This window comes from Desulfonatronum sp. SC1 (assembly GCF_003046795.1).
In the GTDB taxonomy this organism is placed as follows: Bacteria; Desulfobacterota; Desulfovibrionia; order Desulfovibrionales; family Desulfonatronaceae; genus Desulfonatronum.
In genome coordinates this window covers 50,013-67,078 of the sequence record NZ_PZKN01000018.1, presented here as the reverse complement: position 1 = coordinate 67,078, position 17,066 = coordinate 50,013, and the positions used below count along the sequence as shown (strand labels likewise).

Annotated in this window: 15 protein-coding genes; 6 read left to right on the top strand and 9 right to left on the bottom strand. The window is 59.1% G+C overall.

Annotated elements, in window-relative coordinates; translation table 11 throughout:
- Positions 1–50 precede the first annotated feature (50 nt).
- Positions 51–497, bottom strand: coding sequence for an ATP-binding protein (locus C6366_RS11050; protein WP_107737928.1), 447 nt, complete (start codon positions 495–497; stop codon positions 51–53).
- 468 nt (positions 498–965) lie between these two features.
- Between C6366_RS11050 and C6366_RS20065 the strand changes: the two genes are divergently transcribed.
- From C6366_RS20065 to C6366_RS11035, 6 genes are all read left to right on the top strand, one after another.
- Positions 966–1,250, top strand: a complete 285-nt coding sequence (locus tag C6366_RS20065) for a helix-turn-helix domain-containing protein (protein ID WP_368731487.1) — start codon at positions 966–968, stop codon at positions 1,248–1,250.
- Between the two features lie 13 nt (positions 1,251–1,263).
- Positions 1,264–1,530: a hypothetical protein gene (locus C6366_RS20060; protein WP_199221489.1), complete on the top strand. Its 267-nt coding sequence runs from the start codon at positions 1,264–1,266 to the stop codon at positions 1,528–1,530.
- Entirely contained in the window at positions 1,490–1,786 is a 297-nt protein-coding gene (locus C6366_RS20705) for an ATP-binding protein (RefSeq protein ID WP_199221491.1), read from the top strand. The genes C6366_RS20060 and C6366_RS20705 overlap by 41 nt, the downstream gene beginning before the upstream one ends.
- Positions 1,787–1,834: 48 nt before the next feature.
- Positions 1,835–2,041: a Fic family protein gene (locus tag C6366_RS20050; RefSeq protein WP_199221488.1), complete on the top strand. Its 207-nt coding sequence runs from the start codon at positions 1,835–1,837 to the stop codon at positions 2,039–2,041.
- A gap of 264 nt (positions 2,042–2,305) precedes the next feature.
- Positions 2,306–6,277 (top strand): DEAD/DEAH box helicase, encoded by a 3,972-nt coding sequence (locus C6366_RS20565; protein WP_199221487.1) that lies wholly within the window; start codon positions 2,306–2,308, stop codon positions 6,275–6,277.
- Between the two features lie 185 nt (positions 6,278–6,462).
- The gene (locus C6366_RS11035) at positions 6,463–7,272 is read left to right on the top strand and encodes an ElyC/SanA/YdcF family protein (RefSeq protein WP_107737924.1); all 810 of its coding nucleotides are present in this window, start codon (positions 6,463–6,465) and stop codon (positions 7,270–7,272) included.
- Positions 7,273–7,317: 45 nt separating this feature from the next.
- On the opposite strand, the gene C6366_RS11030 is transcribed toward C6366_RS11035, so the two are convergent.
- The 8 genes from C6366_RS11030 to C6366_RS10995 form a co-directional block, all read right to left on the bottom strand.
- Positions 7,318–8,409 carry an AI-2E family transporter gene (locus tag C6366_RS11030; RefSeq protein ID WP_107737922.1) on the bottom strand — a complete coding sequence of 364 codons (1,092 nt, stop codon included), beginning with the start codon at positions 8,407–8,409 and terminating at the stop codon, positions 7,318–7,320.
- A 30-nt stretch (positions 8,410–8,439) separates the two neighbouring features.
- A complete protein-coding gene (locus tag C6366_RS11025; RefSeq protein ID WP_107737920.1) occupies positions 8,440–9,390 on the bottom strand; it encodes a DUF523 and DUF1722 domain-containing protein in 951 nt (316 codons plus the stop codon).
- A gap of 103 nt (positions 9,391–9,493) precedes the next feature.
- Positions 9,494–10,666: an ATP-binding protein gene (locus tag C6366_RS11020; protein ID WP_107737918.1), complete on the bottom strand. Its 1,173-nt coding sequence runs from the start codon at positions 10,664–10,666 to the stop codon at positions 9,494–9,496.
- Complete coding sequence (lysA, locus tag C6366_RS11015; RefSeq protein ID WP_107737916.1) at positions 10,651–11,904, bottom strand: diaminopimelate decarboxylase; 1,254 nt, start codon at positions 11,902–11,904, stop codon at positions 10,651–10,653. Before lysA ends, C6366_RS11020 begins: the two co-directional genes overlap by 16 nt.
- Before the next feature lie 36 nt (positions 11,905–11,940).
- Complete coding sequence (mutS, locus tag C6366_RS11010; RefSeq protein WP_107737914.1) at positions 11,941–14,676, bottom strand: DNA mismatch repair protein MutS; 2,736 nt, start codon at positions 14,674–14,676, stop codon at positions 11,941–11,943.
- Positions 14,669–15,790: a tetratricopeptide repeat protein gene (locus C6366_RS11005; protein ID WP_107737913.1), complete on the bottom strand. Its 1,122-nt coding sequence runs from the start codon at positions 15,788–15,790 to the stop codon at positions 14,669–14,671. Before C6366_RS11005 ends, mutS begins: the two co-directional genes overlap by 8 nt.
- Before the next feature lie 254 nt (positions 15,791–16,044).
- Positions 16,045–16,455 (bottom strand): lipopolysaccharide assembly LapA domain-containing protein, encoded by a 411-nt coding sequence (locus C6366_RS11000; RefSeq protein ID WP_107737911.1) that lies wholly within the window; start codon positions 16,453–16,455, stop codon positions 16,045–16,047.
- Positions 16,443–16,970, bottom strand: a complete 528-nt coding sequence (locus tag C6366_RS10995) for an HIT domain-containing protein (RefSeq protein ID WP_107737909.1) — start codon at positions 16,968–16,970, stop codon at positions 16,443–16,445. Before C6366_RS10995 ends, C6366_RS11000 begins: the two co-directional genes overlap by 13 nt.
- Positions 16,971–17,066: the final 96 nt, after the last annotated feature.

Below are 17,066 nucleotides of genomic sequence, written 5' to 3'. Positions count from 1 at the left end.
GGGGCTGTTATGGGGGCTGTTCTGGGGGCCGCTATGATCGTGTATTTCGTTCATTCGTCGTATTCACGCAGGTTTGTGTTGAATTTCTTGCTCATCACCAGCCTGTTTTCCCCATCCACGCGTTCGCTTTTCACTGAATCCATGGAGCTTCTGATCACTTCCGGCCCCAGGCAGTCTTCCTCCAAGGCCTTGACAATGTCTTCGACGTTCCAGTCCGGCGCGCAGGCGTCCAGGAAATCCACTGCCGAGCCCATATCACGCACGGAAAGTCGCAGACGATCCTCAAGGATGTCCACTTGCACGATGATGGAATTGCAGTATTCCGGGGGATGTCCTCGGATGGCCAGCTTGACGGCCTCGAAGGTGCAAAAGCGGAGCATGCAGGCGTCGGTCTGCGAAAATGGCAGCGTCATGGCCACGGACTGTACGACGGTTGCGAGAAGCACCGCGTTGTCCAGGGTGTTTTTGATGGTCAGGGTGATGGACTGTTCAGGCATGGAGGGCTCTTTGGCACGCTTTCAAAGTTATGTCGGTATTCTTTTCAAAGTGAGGTGCTTGATCTGAATAGAGGTCAGAGATCGGAAGATCGTTTGATCATTCTTCATTCAACCCACGGCATACGAAGATTGTCCTTGATTTTAAAATATTCTACACAATTGTTCTGAGCAGGACAAGGAGCGGGCTGTAGGCGGGACTATCAATCAAAGGGCAGAGTCGGGGTAGACTGGAGAACGTTAAAATGGGCAGAGTCGTTGCTGTTGATGGCTATGCTGAAAATTTGTAATTCATTATATTTGCTTAATAAATAGTATTATTTATCTCTTTTTGTTATACAAAGTTACGTTTTTGTGTCTTCAGATGGTGCTGCGGCTTACTTTTTGTCGTCAGTTGGGGCAGAGTTGTGTTGCGAGCTGGTTGGCTGGGTCAAAGTGTAACGAGACGGTTTTGATACGAGAATACTTCTCATGCTAACGATCAACATTCATGATTTGCTGCATCAGTGCACAATTGAGGGTGAGTGTGTCGAGTACAAGGCCGGGTGGTCGCCGGAGGGTATTTTGCACACAATATGTGCCATTGCCAACGACTTCAATAATTTTGGCGGGGGATATCTGGTCGTCGGCGTCGAGGAGCGAGATGGCCGTCCTGGACGATCTTTCACCCTGGCTGATCGAGCAGATCTTATGGACGTGGGCAGCGAGCTGGCTGTCGAGGCGCGAGATCTGGGCCGGGAAGAGTTGGGCCGGTGAATGAACATCGTGGGTGGACCGTCCGAGGCCCCCTTTTCCCAAAAACTTCGGTCTGCTGTTCTTCAATGACGAGCCAGGACGCTTTTTCCCCGCCACCCAGATCGACGTGGTCTGGTTCCCGGAAGGGCCGGGCGGGGATCGTTTCGAGGAAAAATTTTTCCAGGGCCCGCTTGGCCGGATCACCCGCGATGCCGTGGACTTCATCAACCGCATGTTTCACCGGGAAGTGGTGATCAAGTATCAGGCATCAGGGACGAGCCATCAGTCGGTGGTACCATAATCGTCGCATCGGGGAGTTCCTCAAGGAACTGGAGCTGATCGAAGGACGGTCCACCGGCATCCCTAAAGCGCTGCGCGCCATGCGTTCCAACGGCTCACCGGAACCGATCCTCGACACCGACGCGGAGCGCACGTATTTCCTGATTCGTCTTCCGGTTCATCCCTTGGCAAGGCCGGAACCTGTTGCCCGCGAGGCTCCACGTGAGGTTGGTTATCTTGAAGCCCATCACGTTTCGGAGCAACCCGCGCGGCAGTAAGGTGCGCCGGAGAATTGCGCACGGTCAGCTTCGACGGAAGAGGCTCTTTTGCATCTTTTGCATAATGCACCGCTGAGCAAGGCGGAGCTGGCCGCGGCTCTTGGCCGAAAGTCCGTAACCGGAGCATTGAATCGGGTCGTCAGGTCCTTGCTGGAGGGCGGTCTGATCGAATACACCTTGCCGCACAAGCCTAACAGCAGGCTGCAAAAATATCGTCTCACTCCTGGCGGTGCAGCGCGTCTGTCCATGCGATGAAAGACCGTCCAAGAGCAACACGAGTCAAACCCTCTATGTGGAATCACCTCAATGAACCAACAAAAAAACCTCACAGAAAACTCAAAGCTGATCAAAAAATTTCAAAAATTGACCCCTGACGAACAGCGGATTTTTCAAGTCATGGCCATGTGTTCGCGGCATGTGACTCAAACTGATTTGAAAAGTATTTTGCAAAAGCTGGATTGGAAGGATGCCCGAGGACGTGCGCTGACGGGGATGGTGGGCCGGGAATGGCGGGAAAGAATGACCCGGCTCAGACTCTTGTCCTTCAAACAGGGACGCCTTCAATTGAAGATGGAACTGCGCCTGGAGCCCTTGCGGGCGCTGGATATGGAAGGGCGCTATTCCGAGGTTCTGAGGGCCGTCGAACGAGTCGTCCGGACACCGAGCTATACCGTTTACGACATGGACGTATCCAGAGAGTGGATCGGACTGCGCAACGCCTTGTTTCTTCGTGACGAAAAAGAGGTGCTGCAACTGATCGGGGCCGCTCAGTATCCGTGGACTCCGGTACAGTCGAACAGAATCGACGATCTTGTCGGGATGTGCCTCGTGCCGTTGAACACGGAATGGCTGGAGCGTTTGCCGGACGTAATCAAGTTTCAGGCCGTCGGAACCTGCTTGAACAGCGGCCAGGCCTTTTTGATCGACACTCGTGACGTCTGGGAGTTGGCCCGGCGTTGGTTTCCGGCCATGGCCGAGAAACATGCCGGCCCGCGCCATGTTCTCGCTGCCCAGTACCTGGCCCGAGGTGAAACGGACCAGGCCCGTGAACTGCTGCGAGACGATCGAACCGCCCCGGGTCTGGCCCTTTTCGGGTGGCTTCTGTTCATCCGTGGGGAGTATGCCGAGGCAGGCAAGGTGTTCGATGACTCCCTGGCGGCCGTCAAGAAGGGCACTCGCAAACGCAACGTCCGAATCCCCGGTATGCCGGGGGTGTTTCAGAATCTGGCCCTGCTGCGACGGGGAAGCTCTGAAGATCTTCGACTGGTCAGACATCAGGCCTCGGTCATCGAAAAGGAACCGCACAAGGATGTTTTCCGTTTCGTTTTTTTTCTGCTGGCGGAATTCGCCTCGGTCCTGCTTGGAGAAAAGAAACCGGACCAGTTCAAACAGTTCCTGTTCAGTTCTTCTTCTTTTGCCGGGACGCATACGTTTCTCTTTGGTTGTCTTTCGCAACTCTGGACCGGGGGAAAGCCGAAACCAGCGGTCCTGGGGCAGTTGGCCGAACTGGGGGTGCATGCCGAGCATGTCGGGTATCGGTGGTATGCCGAAGAGACGCGACGGATTCTGGAAGCGACCGAGAGCAGGAAGTTGCTGTCCGTCTTTCCAAGCTCGGAGGGGGTGATTTCCTGGAAAACATTGACCTTTCTGTTCAAACCCAAGGAAGAGTGGGAACTGGCCCTGGAAGCCCTGAAGAACCTGGGCTTCGCCTCCACGTCGGGCGGCGGGGACAAGGGCGCGAAGGTGGGGGAGCAGCGCTTGACGTGGCGGCTGTATCACACCGGGAAGCAGTTCGGTCTGGAGCCTCGGGAACAAAAGCTCAAGGCCAATGGAACGTGGACCGCCGGTCGCCCGGTGGCCTTGAAGAAGCTGCGCCATTCCCCGGAAAGCTATCCCTATCTTACCGAGCATGACCGCCGTCTGTGCCTGGCCATTTCCGAGGACACCTATTCCACCTACTACGGATATTACAACAAGACCGAATACTCCCTGGCCGGGGACCAGGCCGTCCTGGCCGCGGTGGGGCATCCGCTGATTTTTCTTGAGGATGATCCGGAGCGACCGGTGGAGGTGGTCCAGGCCGAGCCGTCCTTGCAGGTCTTGGAGGAGCAAGGGGGGCTGCGGGTGCGCGTCGAGCCCCCGTTGCCGGAAAACGGCACGGTGGCGATTCATCGGGAAGGCCGACATCGGCTTCGGGTGGTCCGTTTTGACGGCCAGCATGCCAAGATCGCTTCAATCCTTGGAGACAAGGGCGTGAAGGTTCCAGCGGCGGCCAAGGAGCAGGTTCTGGAGAGCATCGCGGAAGTCGCTCCGCTGCTCACCGTGCATTCCACCATCAGCGGCCTGGGCCAGGCTGAAAGCGTCCCGGCGGATTCCCGTCCGGTACTGCGTCTGCGCCCGGTTGGCGATGGGCTGTTGATCGACCTGTTTTTTCGGCCCGTTCCGGATGGACTCTTGCTGGTCCGGCCCGGAGAGGGCGGCAAGACCTTGTTCACCGAAGTGGAAGGTCGTCAGGTCTGCGCCACCAGGGACGACAAGGCCGAGCGGGAGGCGGTGCAGGCCCTGCTGGAGCGCTGCCCGACCCTGGGGCTGGACACGGACGCGGACTGGTCCTGGCGGCTGGAAGATCCGGAAAGCGCCCTGGAAACCCTGCTCAGCCTTCAGGAGATGGGGGACGCCGTCGTCCTGGAGTGGCCGGAGGGAAAACAGGTGCGTATCGCCGCTGAGAGCGGCTTGAATCGGTTCAAGATCGGGCTGTCTCGAAAGCAGGACTGGTTCGCCATGGATGGCGGGCTGGAACTGGACGACGGTACGGTGATGGAAATGTCCCGGCTGTTGTCCCTGCTGGAGAACAGCCCGGGCCGTTTCGTCCGCCTGGAGGAGGGCGATTTTTTGTGCCTGACCCGTGACCTGCGCAAGCGCCTGGACGCTCTGCGCGCCTACGGCGACGGCGGCAAGGTTCATCCCCTGGCAGCGCCGGTTTTGGATGAAGTGCTGGACGGAATGCGGGTCACCTCGCCGAAACCATGGAAGGATTTGCTGCGCCGAGTCCGGGAGGCCGCGGAACTGCGACCGGAAGTTCCGGCGACGTTGCGGGCCGAGTTGCGTGAATACCAGGTGGAAGGCTTTCAGTGGCTGTTCCGTTTGGCCCATTGGGGAGCCGGGGCCTGTCTGGCCGACGACATGGGGCTGGGCAAGACAATCCAGTCCCTGGCCTTGATTTTGACCCGGGCCAAGCAGGGGCCGACATTAGTGCTAGCTCCGACCTCGGTCTGCATCAACTGGATGGAGGAGACGGCCCGGTTCGCCCCGAGCCTGCGGCCGGTGCGGTTCGGGCCCGGCGAACGGGAACGGATGGTGGAGCAGGCCGGGCCTTTTGATCTGATCGTATGCAGCTATGGCTTGCTGCAGTCGGAATCCGAGCTGCTGGCCAAGGTCCGGTGGACCACGCTCGTCGCGGACGAGGCCCAGGCCATCAAGAACGTGGTCGCCAAGCGTTCCCGTGCGGCCATGACTTTGCCGGCGGACTTCAAGGTGATCACCACGGGCACGCCCATTGAAAACAACCTGGGCGAACTCTGGAACCTGTTCAACTTCATCAACCCCGGCCTGTTGAGTACCCTGGAGCGCTTCAACCGAAACTTCGCCGTGCCCATCGAGCTGAACCGGGACGCCGAAGCCAAGCGGCGACTCAAGAACCTGATTCGTCCGTTCATACTCCGCCGCCTGAAAAGCGAAGTTTTGGCCGAATTGCCCTCCCGGACCGAGGTGGTGCTTCCCGTGGAACTCAGTCCGGAGGAAGCAGCCGTTTACGACGCCCTGCGGCGCGGAGCCCTGGAAAAAATGGCCGAGCCCGATGATGATCAGCCCGGACAACAACGGATCAAAATTCTGGCCGAGATCATGCGGCTGCGTCGGGCCTGCTGTCATCCGGATCTGGTCATGCCCGGCGCGGGGCCGAAGTCCGGGCCGGGCAGCGCCAAGCTGCAAGCGTTCGGCGAAATCCTGGACGATTTGTTGGAAAACAAGCACCAGGCCCTGGTCTTCAGCCAGTTCGTGGACCACCTGCATCTGGTGCGCGACTATCTGGACCAGCGCAAGGTCCGCTACCAGTATCTGGACGGTTCCACGCCCATCAAGAAGCGTCAGCAAGCGGTGACCGCGTTTCAGGCCGGAGAGGGGGATCTGTTCCTGATCAGCCTCAAGGCCGGAGGATTCGGCCTGAACCTGACCGCCGCGGACTACGTGATCCACATGGACCCCTGGTGGAATCCGGCCGTGGAGGACCAGGCCTCGGACCGCGCCCACCGTATCGGCCAGCAGCGTCCGGTGACCATCTACCGCCTGGTGACCAAGGGAACCATCGAGGAAAAAATCCTCGACCTGCACCGCCACAAACGCGATCTGGCCACCAGTCTGCTGGAAGGAACGGACAGTGGAATCAAACTGTCGGTGGAAGATATGCTGGAGCTGATCCGGGGGGCGGAGTGATTTATACCAATTCTACTTCGGCGATGTGTTATTCACTTGAAAAAAGCTGTTATCGGGGTCGGCGCTTCGCTATCGGGATCGGGATCGATACTGTTTGTTCGCCCATAATCCTTTTTCGACACCGATTCCGATAGCGAAGCGCCGACCCCGATACCGCAAGAAAAGCTTTGAATCCTGAGCCATCCATGATGTTCCTGCTGAAAATAATCATCGGCCTGCTCTGCATGCCCCTGAGCGTGGCCGGCCTCCTGCTTTTTGTCGGGCTGGCGCTGCTTTGGCTGGGAAAGAGCCGGAAGCTGGCTGGAACGGTGTTGCTTCTGGGAACGATGACCGCGATAGGCTTTGCGTCGTCCCCGGTGGCGGATCGCCTTCTGATTCCTTTGGAGCGTCGCCATGACCCGGTGACGAGTGTTCGGGATCTGGCGGACATCAGGTTTGTCGTCGTGCTGGGCGGAGGGCATCGGTCAGATCCTCGATTGACCGCGACAATGCAATTGACCGACGCTTCGCTTGCCCGGCTCGTCGAAGGAATCCGGCTGCATCGACAGCTTCCACGGAGCGTTTTGGTCGTTTCGGGGGGAGCGGTTTTCGATGCGGTATCCCATGCCCAAGTCATGGCAGGGGCGGCTGGAGATCTGGGGGAGTCGGGGCCGAGGGTTCTGCTGGACCAAGCCAGAGACACGGCGGAAGAGATGCTGGCCTTGCGGGAGGTGATCGAGGCGGGTGAGCCTTTTTTGCTGGTCACTTCCGCCTCGCACATGCTCAGGTCCGTGGCTTTGGCCCAGGCCGCCGGACTGGCCCCGATCCCGGCGCCGACGGATTTTCTGGTCAAGCAATCCTTGGAGAGGGAGCGCCATCCTGGTGATTTTTTTCCGTCCTCCACCGCGCTGCGTCGTAGCGAACGGGCTGTCTACGAGTATTTGGGGCTGGTCTGGGCCCAAGTCCGGGAGGTTCCCCGGTTGCGTCGCGTTGTAGCGGAGACGAAGGACGGGTAAAAAAGGGGTGGGAAGGGAAAAAGTGCTTTCTCTCCCTTTCGTTTTTTACTCAGTGTACTGCGTGCCGGCTTCCGGCTCCTCTGGCGGTGGAGCCATGGATCTGGGCCAGGCGCGGAGCACGGCCTGAACCACTGTGGCCAGGGGGATTGCAAAGAAGATGCCCCAGAAGCCCCAGAGCCCGCCGAAGACCAAGATGGCCAGGATGATAGCCACGGGGTGGATGTCCACCACTTCGGAAAAAAGCAAAGGGGCGAGGATGTTGCCGTCAATGGCCTGGATCACGGCGTAGGCGATGAGCACGTACAACAATTCGTCCCCGAACCCCCATTGGGCATAGGCCACAATGGCCACGGGCAGGGTGACCACGGCGGCTCCGATGTAGGGAATCAGCACGGACAGGCCGACCACCAGCCCGAGCAGCATGGCGTACTGCATGCCGAGCCAGAGAAAGGTTGCGTAGGTCGCGCCCCAGACGATCAGGATTTCCCAGAACTTCCCCCGAATATAATTGCCGATCTGGTTGTCCACTTCCAGCCAGACCTGCTTGGCCAAGCTCCGCTCCTTGGGCAGGAAGGCCCGCAGCCAGCTCACGATTTTTTCTTTGTCCTTGAGGAAAAAGAAGATCAGCATGGGCACGATGATCAAGTACACGATGATGGTGATCAACCCCGTGACCGAGGCCACGGAAAAAGTCAGCAGCTTTTGACCAAAGGTAAACAGTTCGTTGCGCAGCGCCGTGGTGAACTGGACCACTTGTTCATCGGTGATGAACTTGGGGTAGCGCTCCGGGAGCTGGAGCAGCAGGGCTTGGGTGTGGGTGATCAGGCCGGGTATCTGTTGAACCAGTTGGGCGACCTGCTTGGTCAGCATGGGCAGCAGCCAGAATAGGGCGAAGAATGACCCGGTCATGAATCCGAAAAAAACGATCAGCACGGCCAAGAGTCTCGGGATGCGCCAGTTGGTCAGAAAGCGAACCAAGCCTTCCAGTAGATAAGCCATGACTAACCCGGTCAGGAATGGCACCACCATCCGTCCCAGAAAGTAGATTCCGGCGAACACCACGATCAGCATGCCCACCAGGATCACAACCTGGGGGTCGCTGAAATGTCGTTGAAACCAGTCTCGTATCAGGCGCATGGCGTGAGTGTGGGGGAAGTAGCTCGTGGATCAGGCGTGGTTGCGCAGCTTGAGTTCCAAAGGGTGCGGGTGGAAGAAGAACTGTGTCTTGAGATACGGCTCATCATACTTCCGGATGTAGTGGTTGAGCAGGGTCACCGGGACGATCAGCGGGATTTGACCTTCCTTGAAGCGTCGGAAGACGTCCAGTAGTTCCTGCTTTTCCCAGGCCGTGATCTGCTTTTTGAAATGGCCCATGCTCTTTTCCAGCACATTGAACAATTTAGCCTTGGTGGTGCGAACTTGCAGGGCCTCGGACAGCAGGCGTCCATACTCGGTGAATACCTGGTCCCGGTTCATTTCCGAGCCCTGGGCCACTAGGCGGCCCAGGGCTGTGTAATGCTTCGGGCTGTGGGCTAAAACAAGATACTTATGGTGCGCTTGAAAGGCAACCAACGGCCCAAGGGCCGGCTTGGCCGTGACCACGTCCTGCCAGCGCCGGGCTACGAAAATCCGCTCGATGAAGTTTTCTCGCAGACCTGGATCGTTCAGGCGTCCATCGTCTTCCACCGGGATGTCCGGGAACCGGGTGATGAACGTCTTGGCGAAAATGCCCACTCCTTTTTGCTGCGGCATGCCTTGCTCTGAGTAGACCTTCACGTTTTGCAGGCCGCTGGATGGCGACTTGCTCTTGAAGATGAAGCCGCACAGATCCTGTCCGGCCAGCCACTTGTTCTTCTCCGCGGCCCAGGCCAGCATTTGGTCCGTAAGGTCATCGCCGGACCGAATGGTCCGTAGCCGGGGATTCTCGGTGTCTCCCACCAGCCGCATGGCCTCCCGTGGCACGGACATGCCGCACTCCACCTCCGGACAGACCGGCACGAACTCCACGTACTTGCCCAGGGTGTCCCGCAAGAAACGATCCAGCTTGTGCCCGCCGTCATAGCGGACGTTGTTGCCCAGCAAACAAGAGCTGATACCCAAACGCAGCGGTTTTTCCATGTCATCCTCCTCAGGGGAGTTGGTAAAGGGGCTCACGCGAAGGCGCGAAGGATGTACAAATATTCTTGGTTTCGCGCCTTCGCGTGAACCATACACCATTCCGTCACGTCGGCAATGTGACCAAACAGGTCGTGCCTTCCTCCGGCTGGGACCGCAAGGTCAGGTGCCCGTGGTTCTTGCGTACGGCCAGCCTGGCAATGGGCAGGCCGAAGCCGGTGCCCAAGGCCTTGGTGGAGTAAAATGGCGTGAACAGGCTTTCCAGGCTGTCCGGATTCGGAGTCGGGCCGTTGTTGAAGATGTGGATATCTAGAAAGTCACCGCTGGTCTCGCTTTGGAGGGAGGTGATCCGGACCATGGGAGCGGACGTGTCCGCCGCATTTTCCAGGCTGTTTTGGATCAGGTGATACAGGATCACCCGCAGGTCTTCCGGGTCCGCCAGCACGTTGGGATGGCGAGTATCCGGCCGGATTTCGACGCTAATCCCATCCTGAGGCCGCAATTCCTCCAGGGTGGCCTTGATCGCGGAGTCCAGGTCGCAGGAGTTGGGCCGAGGCTCGCGTTGGAAGACCTCGTTGTAGGTGGTCACGTTGCGAACCATCCGCTCCAGGCGGTTGGCCTCCAGTAGCATGGTTTCGTACACTTCGTGCTTGGGGTCGTCCGCGGGAAGCTGTTTGCGCAGACGCAAGACGTTGCCGCCGATAACCATCAGGGGATTGCGGACCTGGTGGGCGATGCCGCGAATGATCTCCAGGTCGCATTTGGTCAGAGAGGTGATAAAGGCGTCGGTCTCCACCAGCAAGCAGAGATCCAGGAGGCGGTCCATCAGGTCGATGGCCGCGGAGCAGGGTTTCGGCTCCAGCTTGGCCAGGGCCGTTTCATGGATGAATTTACGGGCCATGGCATAGGCCAAGCTGATGTAGCGATGATCGATGCCCGCGGCCACATGGTTCAGGCCGCTACGCCATTGGGCGATCAGAAAAGCATCTTGGTTGCGGTTCTGGAAAAAGGATTCGTACCAATGGGACCAGATCCGGATCATCCGTTCCCGCGACGGGCCGTGATCCAGGACGATACGAGTTGCCGGGATGCCGTGGAAATGATCGAAGACCCGCTGGGCGAACCGTTCCTTTTCCGGCGAAAACGCGTCCGAAAGCTGATTCATCCGAGCGAAGTCCTTCTGGTCGATGCCCAGTTGGCTTTGAAAGCCGCGCAACCGGTCCATGGGGGTCGGTATGGACGGCAATCGCTCGAAGAGGACGTTCATTCCTTGAGGCATTGACGCTCCAGGGCAACCAAGTCGTTGTAGGTTTCGCGTTTCCGAGCCAGCATGACCTGGGAGCCATCCACCAGGATTTCCGCGGCCCGGGGGCGGGAGTTATACTGGGAGGACATGGTGAAGCCGTAAGCCCCGGCGGAAAAAATCGCCAGAAGTTCACCGGAGTGCACTTCGGGCAGGTCTCGGTCCCGGGCCAGAAAGTCTCCTGACTCGCAGATGGGCCCGACCACGTCTACGTTCCGTGTCGATCGACCTTGGGGCCTGACCTCGGCAATGGTATGATGGGACTGGTACAGGGAGGGGCGGACCAAATCGTTCATGGCGGCGTCCACGATGACGAAGTGCTTGGTTTCCGTGGATTTGGTGTACACGACTTCCGTGACCAGAATGCCCGTGTTCCCAGCGATGACCCGGCCCGGCTCAAGGATCAGGGTGACGTCCATGTCCTGAAGTTCCCGGACCAGGACTTGGCCGAACTCCTTGGGGTGCGGCGGCTCTTCCTGGTCGTAGGTGATGCCCAGACCGCCGCCTAGGTCCAGGAAGCGAACATCCACGCCCATTGTTTTTAATCTATGATTGAAGTCCTTGATCCGGTGCAGGGCTTCCAGGAAAGGGGCGATGGAAGTGAGTTGGGAGCCGATGTGGCAGTCGATGCCTACAGGCTCAATGCCTGGAAGCTTCAAGGCCAGTTCGTAGCCTTCCAGGGACTGTTTAATGTCCAGACCGAACTTGTTGTTCTTCATCCCCGTTGAAATGTAGGGATGTGTCTTGGCGTCCACGTCCGGATTGATGCGCAGGCTGATCCGGGCGACCTGGCCTAGTTCCAGGGCGATGTCGTTGATCCGTCGCAGCTCGTCCATGGACTCCACGTTAAACATCAGAATGTCGGCCAGCAAGGCTTCCCGGATTTCCTCGGCCCGTTTGCCCACTCCGGAATAAACGATCTTGCGTGTCGGGACCCCGGCGGAAAGGGCCCGGAACAGTTCGCCCCCGGAAACGATGTCCATACCCGCGCCCAGCTCGCTAAGCAGGCGCAGCACGCATAGGTTGGAGTTGGCCTTGACCGAATAGCACGTCATGTGAGGCAGGTCGGCGAAGGCGGAGTCAAAGGCCTGGAAGTGGCGCTTGAAGGTCGCGGTGGAATAGACGTACAGCGGCGTGCCGTATTCCGCCGCCAGATCCCGGACCGCCACGTCCTCGGCGTACAGTTCACCATTGCGATATGTAAAGTGATGCATGGGTTTAAGTCTCCTTCAGTTTGGTTCCTGTATTGTTCACTCTCCCCCTTCCAGGCGTTCCTTCCATTGTTGGAGCAAGGTCAACGCTTGCATGGGGCTGAGATGCTTCGGGTCAAGGTCGCGTAAAAGGTTTAAGATGTCGGCTTCTTCCGGATTCTCTCGGGAGGGCGTCGTGATCCCCAAGCCGGGCAGGGGCTCGCGGAGCAGTTGTCGCCGCGCCGAATTGGACGACTGGTGAAGCATTCGGGGCTTTTTCGCGGCGTCCAGTTCCTCCAAAATTTCCTTGGCTCTGGCCACGACCCCGCGCGGGAGGCCGGCCAGTTTTGCCACCTCGATGCCGTAGCTGCGGTCCGAAGGACCGGGGACCAGTCGGCGCAGAAAAATGATGTCGCCTTTCCACTCCTTGACCGCGATGTTGTAGTTGCGCACTCCGGGCAGTCGACCTTCCAGGGAGGTCAGTTCGTGGTAATGGGTGGCGAACAGGGTCCGCACGGGGCCTCTGGATTGTTTCACCCCGTGGCCGGAAAGTTCCTCCACCACGGCCCAGGCCAGGGCCAGGCCGTCGTAGGTGCTGGTTCCCCGGCCGATTTCGTCCAGGATGACCAGACTGCGCTGGGTGGCCTGACGCAGGATGCGCGCCGTCTCAATCATCTCCACCATAAAGGTGCTTTGCCCAAGACTCAAGTTGTCCGAGGCCCCGACACGAGTGAAGATCCGATCCGTGAGGCCGATGGACGCCTGGGTCGCCGGGACGAAGGAGCCGATCTGGGCCAGGATGCATATCAGCGCGGTCTGGCGCAGCACCGTGGACTTGCCGCCCATGTTCGGGCCGGTGATGATCAGCACCCGGCGTTGGTCGTCCAGGTGGACGTCGTTGGGGATGTAGTCCGCGCTGCCTTGGCAAGCCTCAATGCCCGGATGGCGTCCGCCAATTATGGAAATGTTCAGATCCGTCGTGACGTTGGGGCGGGACCAGGACCATTTTCTGGCCGCCTCGGCCAGGGCCAGCCAGACGTCCAGGCGGGCCACGGTCTCGGCCATGCGCATCACCCGGGAACGGAATTGGTCTACCTTGTCCCGCAGTTCCTGAAAGAGCTTGTGCTCCAGAATCTTGCGTCGGTCCGAGGCACCCAGCAGACGGTCTTCCAGTTCCTTGAGCTCCTCGGTGACGAAGCGCTCGCTGGAGACCAGGGACTGCCGCCGCTGGAATCGCTCGGGCAGTTCCCTGGTCTGGGATCTGGGCAGCTCGAAATAATAGCCGAACACCCGGTTGTAGCCCATCTTCAGCTTGGGCTGGCCGGTCAGTTCCTGTTCCCGGGCCAGCATCTCCCGCAGGGTATCCTGCCCATGTTCCACCAAGTCCAGCAGCGCGTCCAAATCCTGATCGTATCCAGAGCGGAAAATGCCGCCGTCCGTGATCAGCAGGGGAGGGGAGTCCACCAGGGCCCGCTGGAGCAGGTCGGTCAGATCGTTCAGATCGTCCCAGGAACGCAGAAGCTCTTGGAGCAGGATGTGTGGCGAGTTGGCGTCAGGAGTCGGGGAAGCGGGAGAACCGTTCTTCGACATGTCGAGTTCTTGCTCGTCGTGGGCCTGAAGCAGGTTGCCGAGGGTCTCACGGAGCCCGGGCAGCCGAGCCACGCCTTGGCGCAAGGCCGCGAAATCCCGCGGCGACGTTCGGTTCATGGAAATCCGGGTGGCGATGCGTTCCAGGTCCGTGGTGGTGGACAGCCGTTGGGCAAGTTCGGAGCGGCAAACGTCATTTTCCAGCAGCGCGGCGACCACGGCCTGGTTCTGGAGGATCGGTTCCGGTTCCTTCCAGGGGTAGTGCAGACGGGATTCAAGAAGGCGGCCGCCCATGGACGTCAGGGTTTGGTCCAGGACGTGGCGCAGGGTACCCGGCCCGCGTCCGCCGTCCAGGCGACGAAAAACTTCCAGATTGCGCAGGGTGACTTCGTCCAGAAGCAGAAAATCGCCGGGCTGAATGACTTGGAGCGGCTGAAGGTGATTCGGGTCGTGCTTCTGGGTCTGTTTCAGATAGGCCAACAGCGCCCCGAAGGCCTGGGTGAGCTGTGGCTTGTTCTCCAGATCCAGGACGTGCAGGTCGGCCACGCCTTGGCTTCGCAGGACTCGTTCTTTGGCCTGCCCGAATTCGAAGAAGCCGCGCACGGGCAGCGGAGTGATTCGGGTGGAAACACCCCCGGCCTGCACTGGTGGGCGCAAGTGATCCGGCAGCAGCAGTTCCCGGGGCTGGAGCTTGGCCACCCACGACCATGACGCCATTTGGCCGCGAAGCCTGACTCCCCGGCACTCCCCGGTGGACACGTCTACCCAAGCCAAGCCGCCGAAATCCGCCTGAGCGTCCCAGAACAGGGCGGCCAGAAAATGGTGTTCCTTGGCCTCCAGGCCGGCGTCCTCCACCAGGGTACCTGGGGTCAGCACCCGGGTAACGGCCCGTTTAACCAGTCCTTTTGCCTCCTTAGGATCCTCCACCTGGTCGCAGATAGCCACCTTGAGGCCCTTGCTCAGGAGTTGGGTCAGGTAGGATTCGCAGGCGTGATAGGGCACCCCGCACATGGGTACGGGGTTTTCGGCGTTTGGGTTGCGGCTGGTCAGAGTAATCTGCAGTTCACGGGCCGCCGTTTCGGCGTCCTCGAAGAAGAGCTCGTAGAAATCCCCCATGCGGAAAAAGAGCAGGGCGTCCGGATGGGCGGCCTTGATGCCCAAGTACTGCTCCAGCATGGGCGTCAGCTTGGGTGGGCTTGATTCACTCATTCAGGTTGCGGCGAAAGGTGATGGAGTGCCAGGAACCGCAGCGGGGACAGATGAAAAAGATCGATTCTCGTTTCAGGCCGCACTGGCGGCAGGAGAATCGTTTGACTTCCCGAGCCCGTGAAATGAAGAACTCTAGTTGCACGGCCAGGGTCTTGGGCAGGTCGTGGCGCTTTTTGGCCAGGTTCAGAATTTCCAGGCGGGCTAGCCAGAAATTCGGCTCCAGGATCAGGCAGCGCTCGAACCAGGCCTGGGCGTCTTGTTCGTGGCCTTGGTTCAGGAGCAGCAGGCCTCCGTAATGCTGGAGCAGCATGTCCTGAGGGTAGCCGGAAAGCACGGCCAGGGCGGCGTCCAGGTCCGGGGCGGCAGGAGAGGAGTTGCCGGAACGGTCGTTGTTGCTCGCGGTGCTCAGGAGTCCTTCGAGCAAGATGAATCGCATCTGTTCCGGAACCAGGGCCATGGCGAGTTCCAGGATCTTGGCCGGCTTGGTTTTCTCCTGCCCGCCCCAGGCGCGTTGCAGTTTTTCCAACCAAGCTTCCATGCATCCCGGGGAAACTTTGAGAGCCCGGTCCAGCCATTTTCCAGCCTGGGAGCGCTTGGGGTCGTCCCGGCACTCTTTTTGGGCCTGCCGAACAAGGTAGTGGGCTTCGGCGATGGAATTGCCCAACTCCTGATAGTACTTGGCCGCCTGAACGTATTCCTCGGATTCGGCGCTGAGCTTGGCCAGTTCAAGGGTGATAGCCGGGTTGTTGCCGGCGATCTTGCGGGCTTGGCGCAAGGCGTCGAAGGCCCGATCCACGAACCCGCCGCGTTTGTAGTCTCGCCCCAGTTCATAATATGCCCGGGCTTTGAATTCCTGATGCAGGCCGGGACGCAGGATCAGGTTCTGACGGATGTGTACGGCCCGTTCGATCTCACCTTGGGAGCGATACAAATTGCCCAGAGCCAGATAAATTTCCACGGCGTCCGGATTGTTCTTGACCACCCGGCTCAGTTCGTTGATGGCCGCGAAGGTGTCCTCGGAGGGCGGTAATAGCCCGTCCGCATGGGTTTCGTTGGGAAAATGATCCTGGACCATGGACCTGGAGGTGAAAACCGTTTTTATCCAATCCCGCATCGCTTCAGCTCAATGGTTAAGATGGTGAAATGGATGGTTCTCGGGTAAGCGTGTTTCAGGCCGACAACCGACGTTCGAGCGAGAGTGCTTCATGTCGCATCGGTGCGTATGAACAAGCCGAGAATGGACGCGGTCCGACCCGAAAATGGAAACACCACCGAGTTCACGTACGGCCCGGAATGCCGGGACTCGCTTTCGTGAACCCGATGGCGATCACCAACGCGCCGAGAGGAGGCGCGAGGGGGAACAATGAGCTATGCCGCGCTTTCTTCGCGTTTTTTCTCGGAATACGGCTGCGCCGACTCGTCCGAATAGGACGCGGTTTCGGTCTTGGATACGCTGGAATGATAGACTTCCTCTTCCAACGGCAGGTTGCGCAGGGAGGTCACTTCCTGCTCCAAGGCAGCCAACTTGGCCTTGGAGGACTTCAACTCATGGGAAAGCCGGAGTTTTTCCGCCAAGAAGTAACTCATGCTGAAGACCGAGCCGACCACGAAGCTCACCAGGACGATCAGGTAGAAGGGCAACTCGCGGGAAGCGAAGCTCAGATCGAACAGTTCCAACTTGAGAACGAGTTCGTTGGACAACATTTCGTTGTTCTGGATGAAGAACACCATGGAGACGAAGAAAAACAGTGTCAGCAGCAAGACCTTCAAGTAGCGCATACAGCCTCTCCTTGTGCGGGGTTAGAGGGTGGGTGAGGTGGAAGAAACAGCGGAGCCAGCTTATCGTAGGTCGCCGAGAGGTGCTCGGAAACGACGCGAGTCTGGCCGCAAACCGTCATAAATGAGGTGTCTCCGTGCCAGCGGGGGACGACGTGCATGTGTAGATGATCCTGAATGCCCGCGCCGGCGACGCTTCCCAAGTTCATACCGATGTTGAAGCCGTCCGGCCCGAGCGCCACGCGCAGAGCTCGGACGGAGTGTTGCAGCCAAGCCGTCATTTCACCAGCCTCCGCCTCGTTCAGGTCCGCCAGGTCAGGAACATGGCGGTATGGAGCCATCATCAGGTGGCCGTTGGCGTAGGGATACCTGTTCATGATCACAAAGCAAAGCCTTCCGCGAACTAAAACCAGTTGATCGCGATCTCGTGCGGTGGACTCCGGAATGCACAACACGCACTCATCCGCCTTGGGACCGAGAACATACTCCATTCTCCAGGGGGCGAAAAGGGTAGGCATGAGGGTTCAGCGGTTAAAGTAAGGTCGTGGTTGTTGGCAAGTGAGGTTCGGTTTAAAAAAAGATCCTAATGGAAAGCGGATTCGCATGTCGTGGCT

What these genes read in the sequence shown, in the direction of transcription:
- C6366_RS11050 (WP_107737928.1), bottom strand. Translation starts at nt 497, where the DNA reads ATGCCTGAACAGTCCATCACCCTGACCATCAAAAACACCCTGGACAAC.
- C6366_RS20065 (WP_368731487.1), top strand. Translation starts at nt 966, where the DNA reads ATGCTAACGATCAACATTCATGATTTGCTGCATCAGTGCACAATTGAG.
- C6366_RS20565 (WP_199221487.1), top strand. Translation starts at nt 2,306, where the DNA reads ATGACCCGGCTCAGACTCTTGTCCTTCAAACAGGGACGCCTTCAATTG.
- C6366_RS11035 (WP_107737924.1), top strand. Translation starts at nt 6,463, where the DNA reads ATGATGTTCCTGCTGAAAATAATCATCGGCCTGCTCTGCATGCCCCTG.
- C6366_RS11030 (WP_107737922.1), bottom strand. Translation starts at nt 8,409, where the DNA reads ATGCGCCTGATACGAGACTGGTTTCAACGACATTTCAGCGACCCCCAG.
- C6366_RS11025 (WP_107737920.1), bottom strand. Translation starts at nt 9,390, where the DNA reads ATGGAAAAACCGCTGCGTTTGGGTATCAGCTCTTGTTTGCTGGGCAAC.
- C6366_RS11020 (WP_107737918.1), bottom strand. Translation starts at nt 10,666, where the DNA reads ATGCCTCAAGGAATGAACGTCCTCTTCGAGCGATTGCCGTCCATACCG.
- lysA (WP_107737916.1), bottom strand. Translation starts at nt 11,904, where the DNA reads ATGCATCACTTTACATATCGCAATGGTGAACTGTACGCCGAGGACGTG.
- mutS (WP_107737914.1), bottom strand. Translation starts at nt 14,676, where the DNA reads ATGAGTGAATCAAGCCCACCCAAGCTGACGCCCATGCTGGAGCAGTAC.
- C6366_RS11005 (WP_107737913.1), bottom strand. Translation starts at nt 15,790, where the DNA reads ATGCGGGATTGGATAAAAACGGTTTTCACCTCCAGGTCCATGGTCCAG.
- C6366_RS11000 (WP_107737911.1), bottom strand. Translation starts at nt 16,455, where the DNA reads ATGCGCTACTTGAAGGTCTTGCTGCTGACACTGTTTTTCTTCGTCTCC.
- C6366_RS10995 (WP_107737909.1), bottom strand. Translation starts at nt 16,970, where the DNA reads ATGCCTACCCTTTTCGCCCCCTGGAGAATGGAGTATGTTCTCGGTCCC.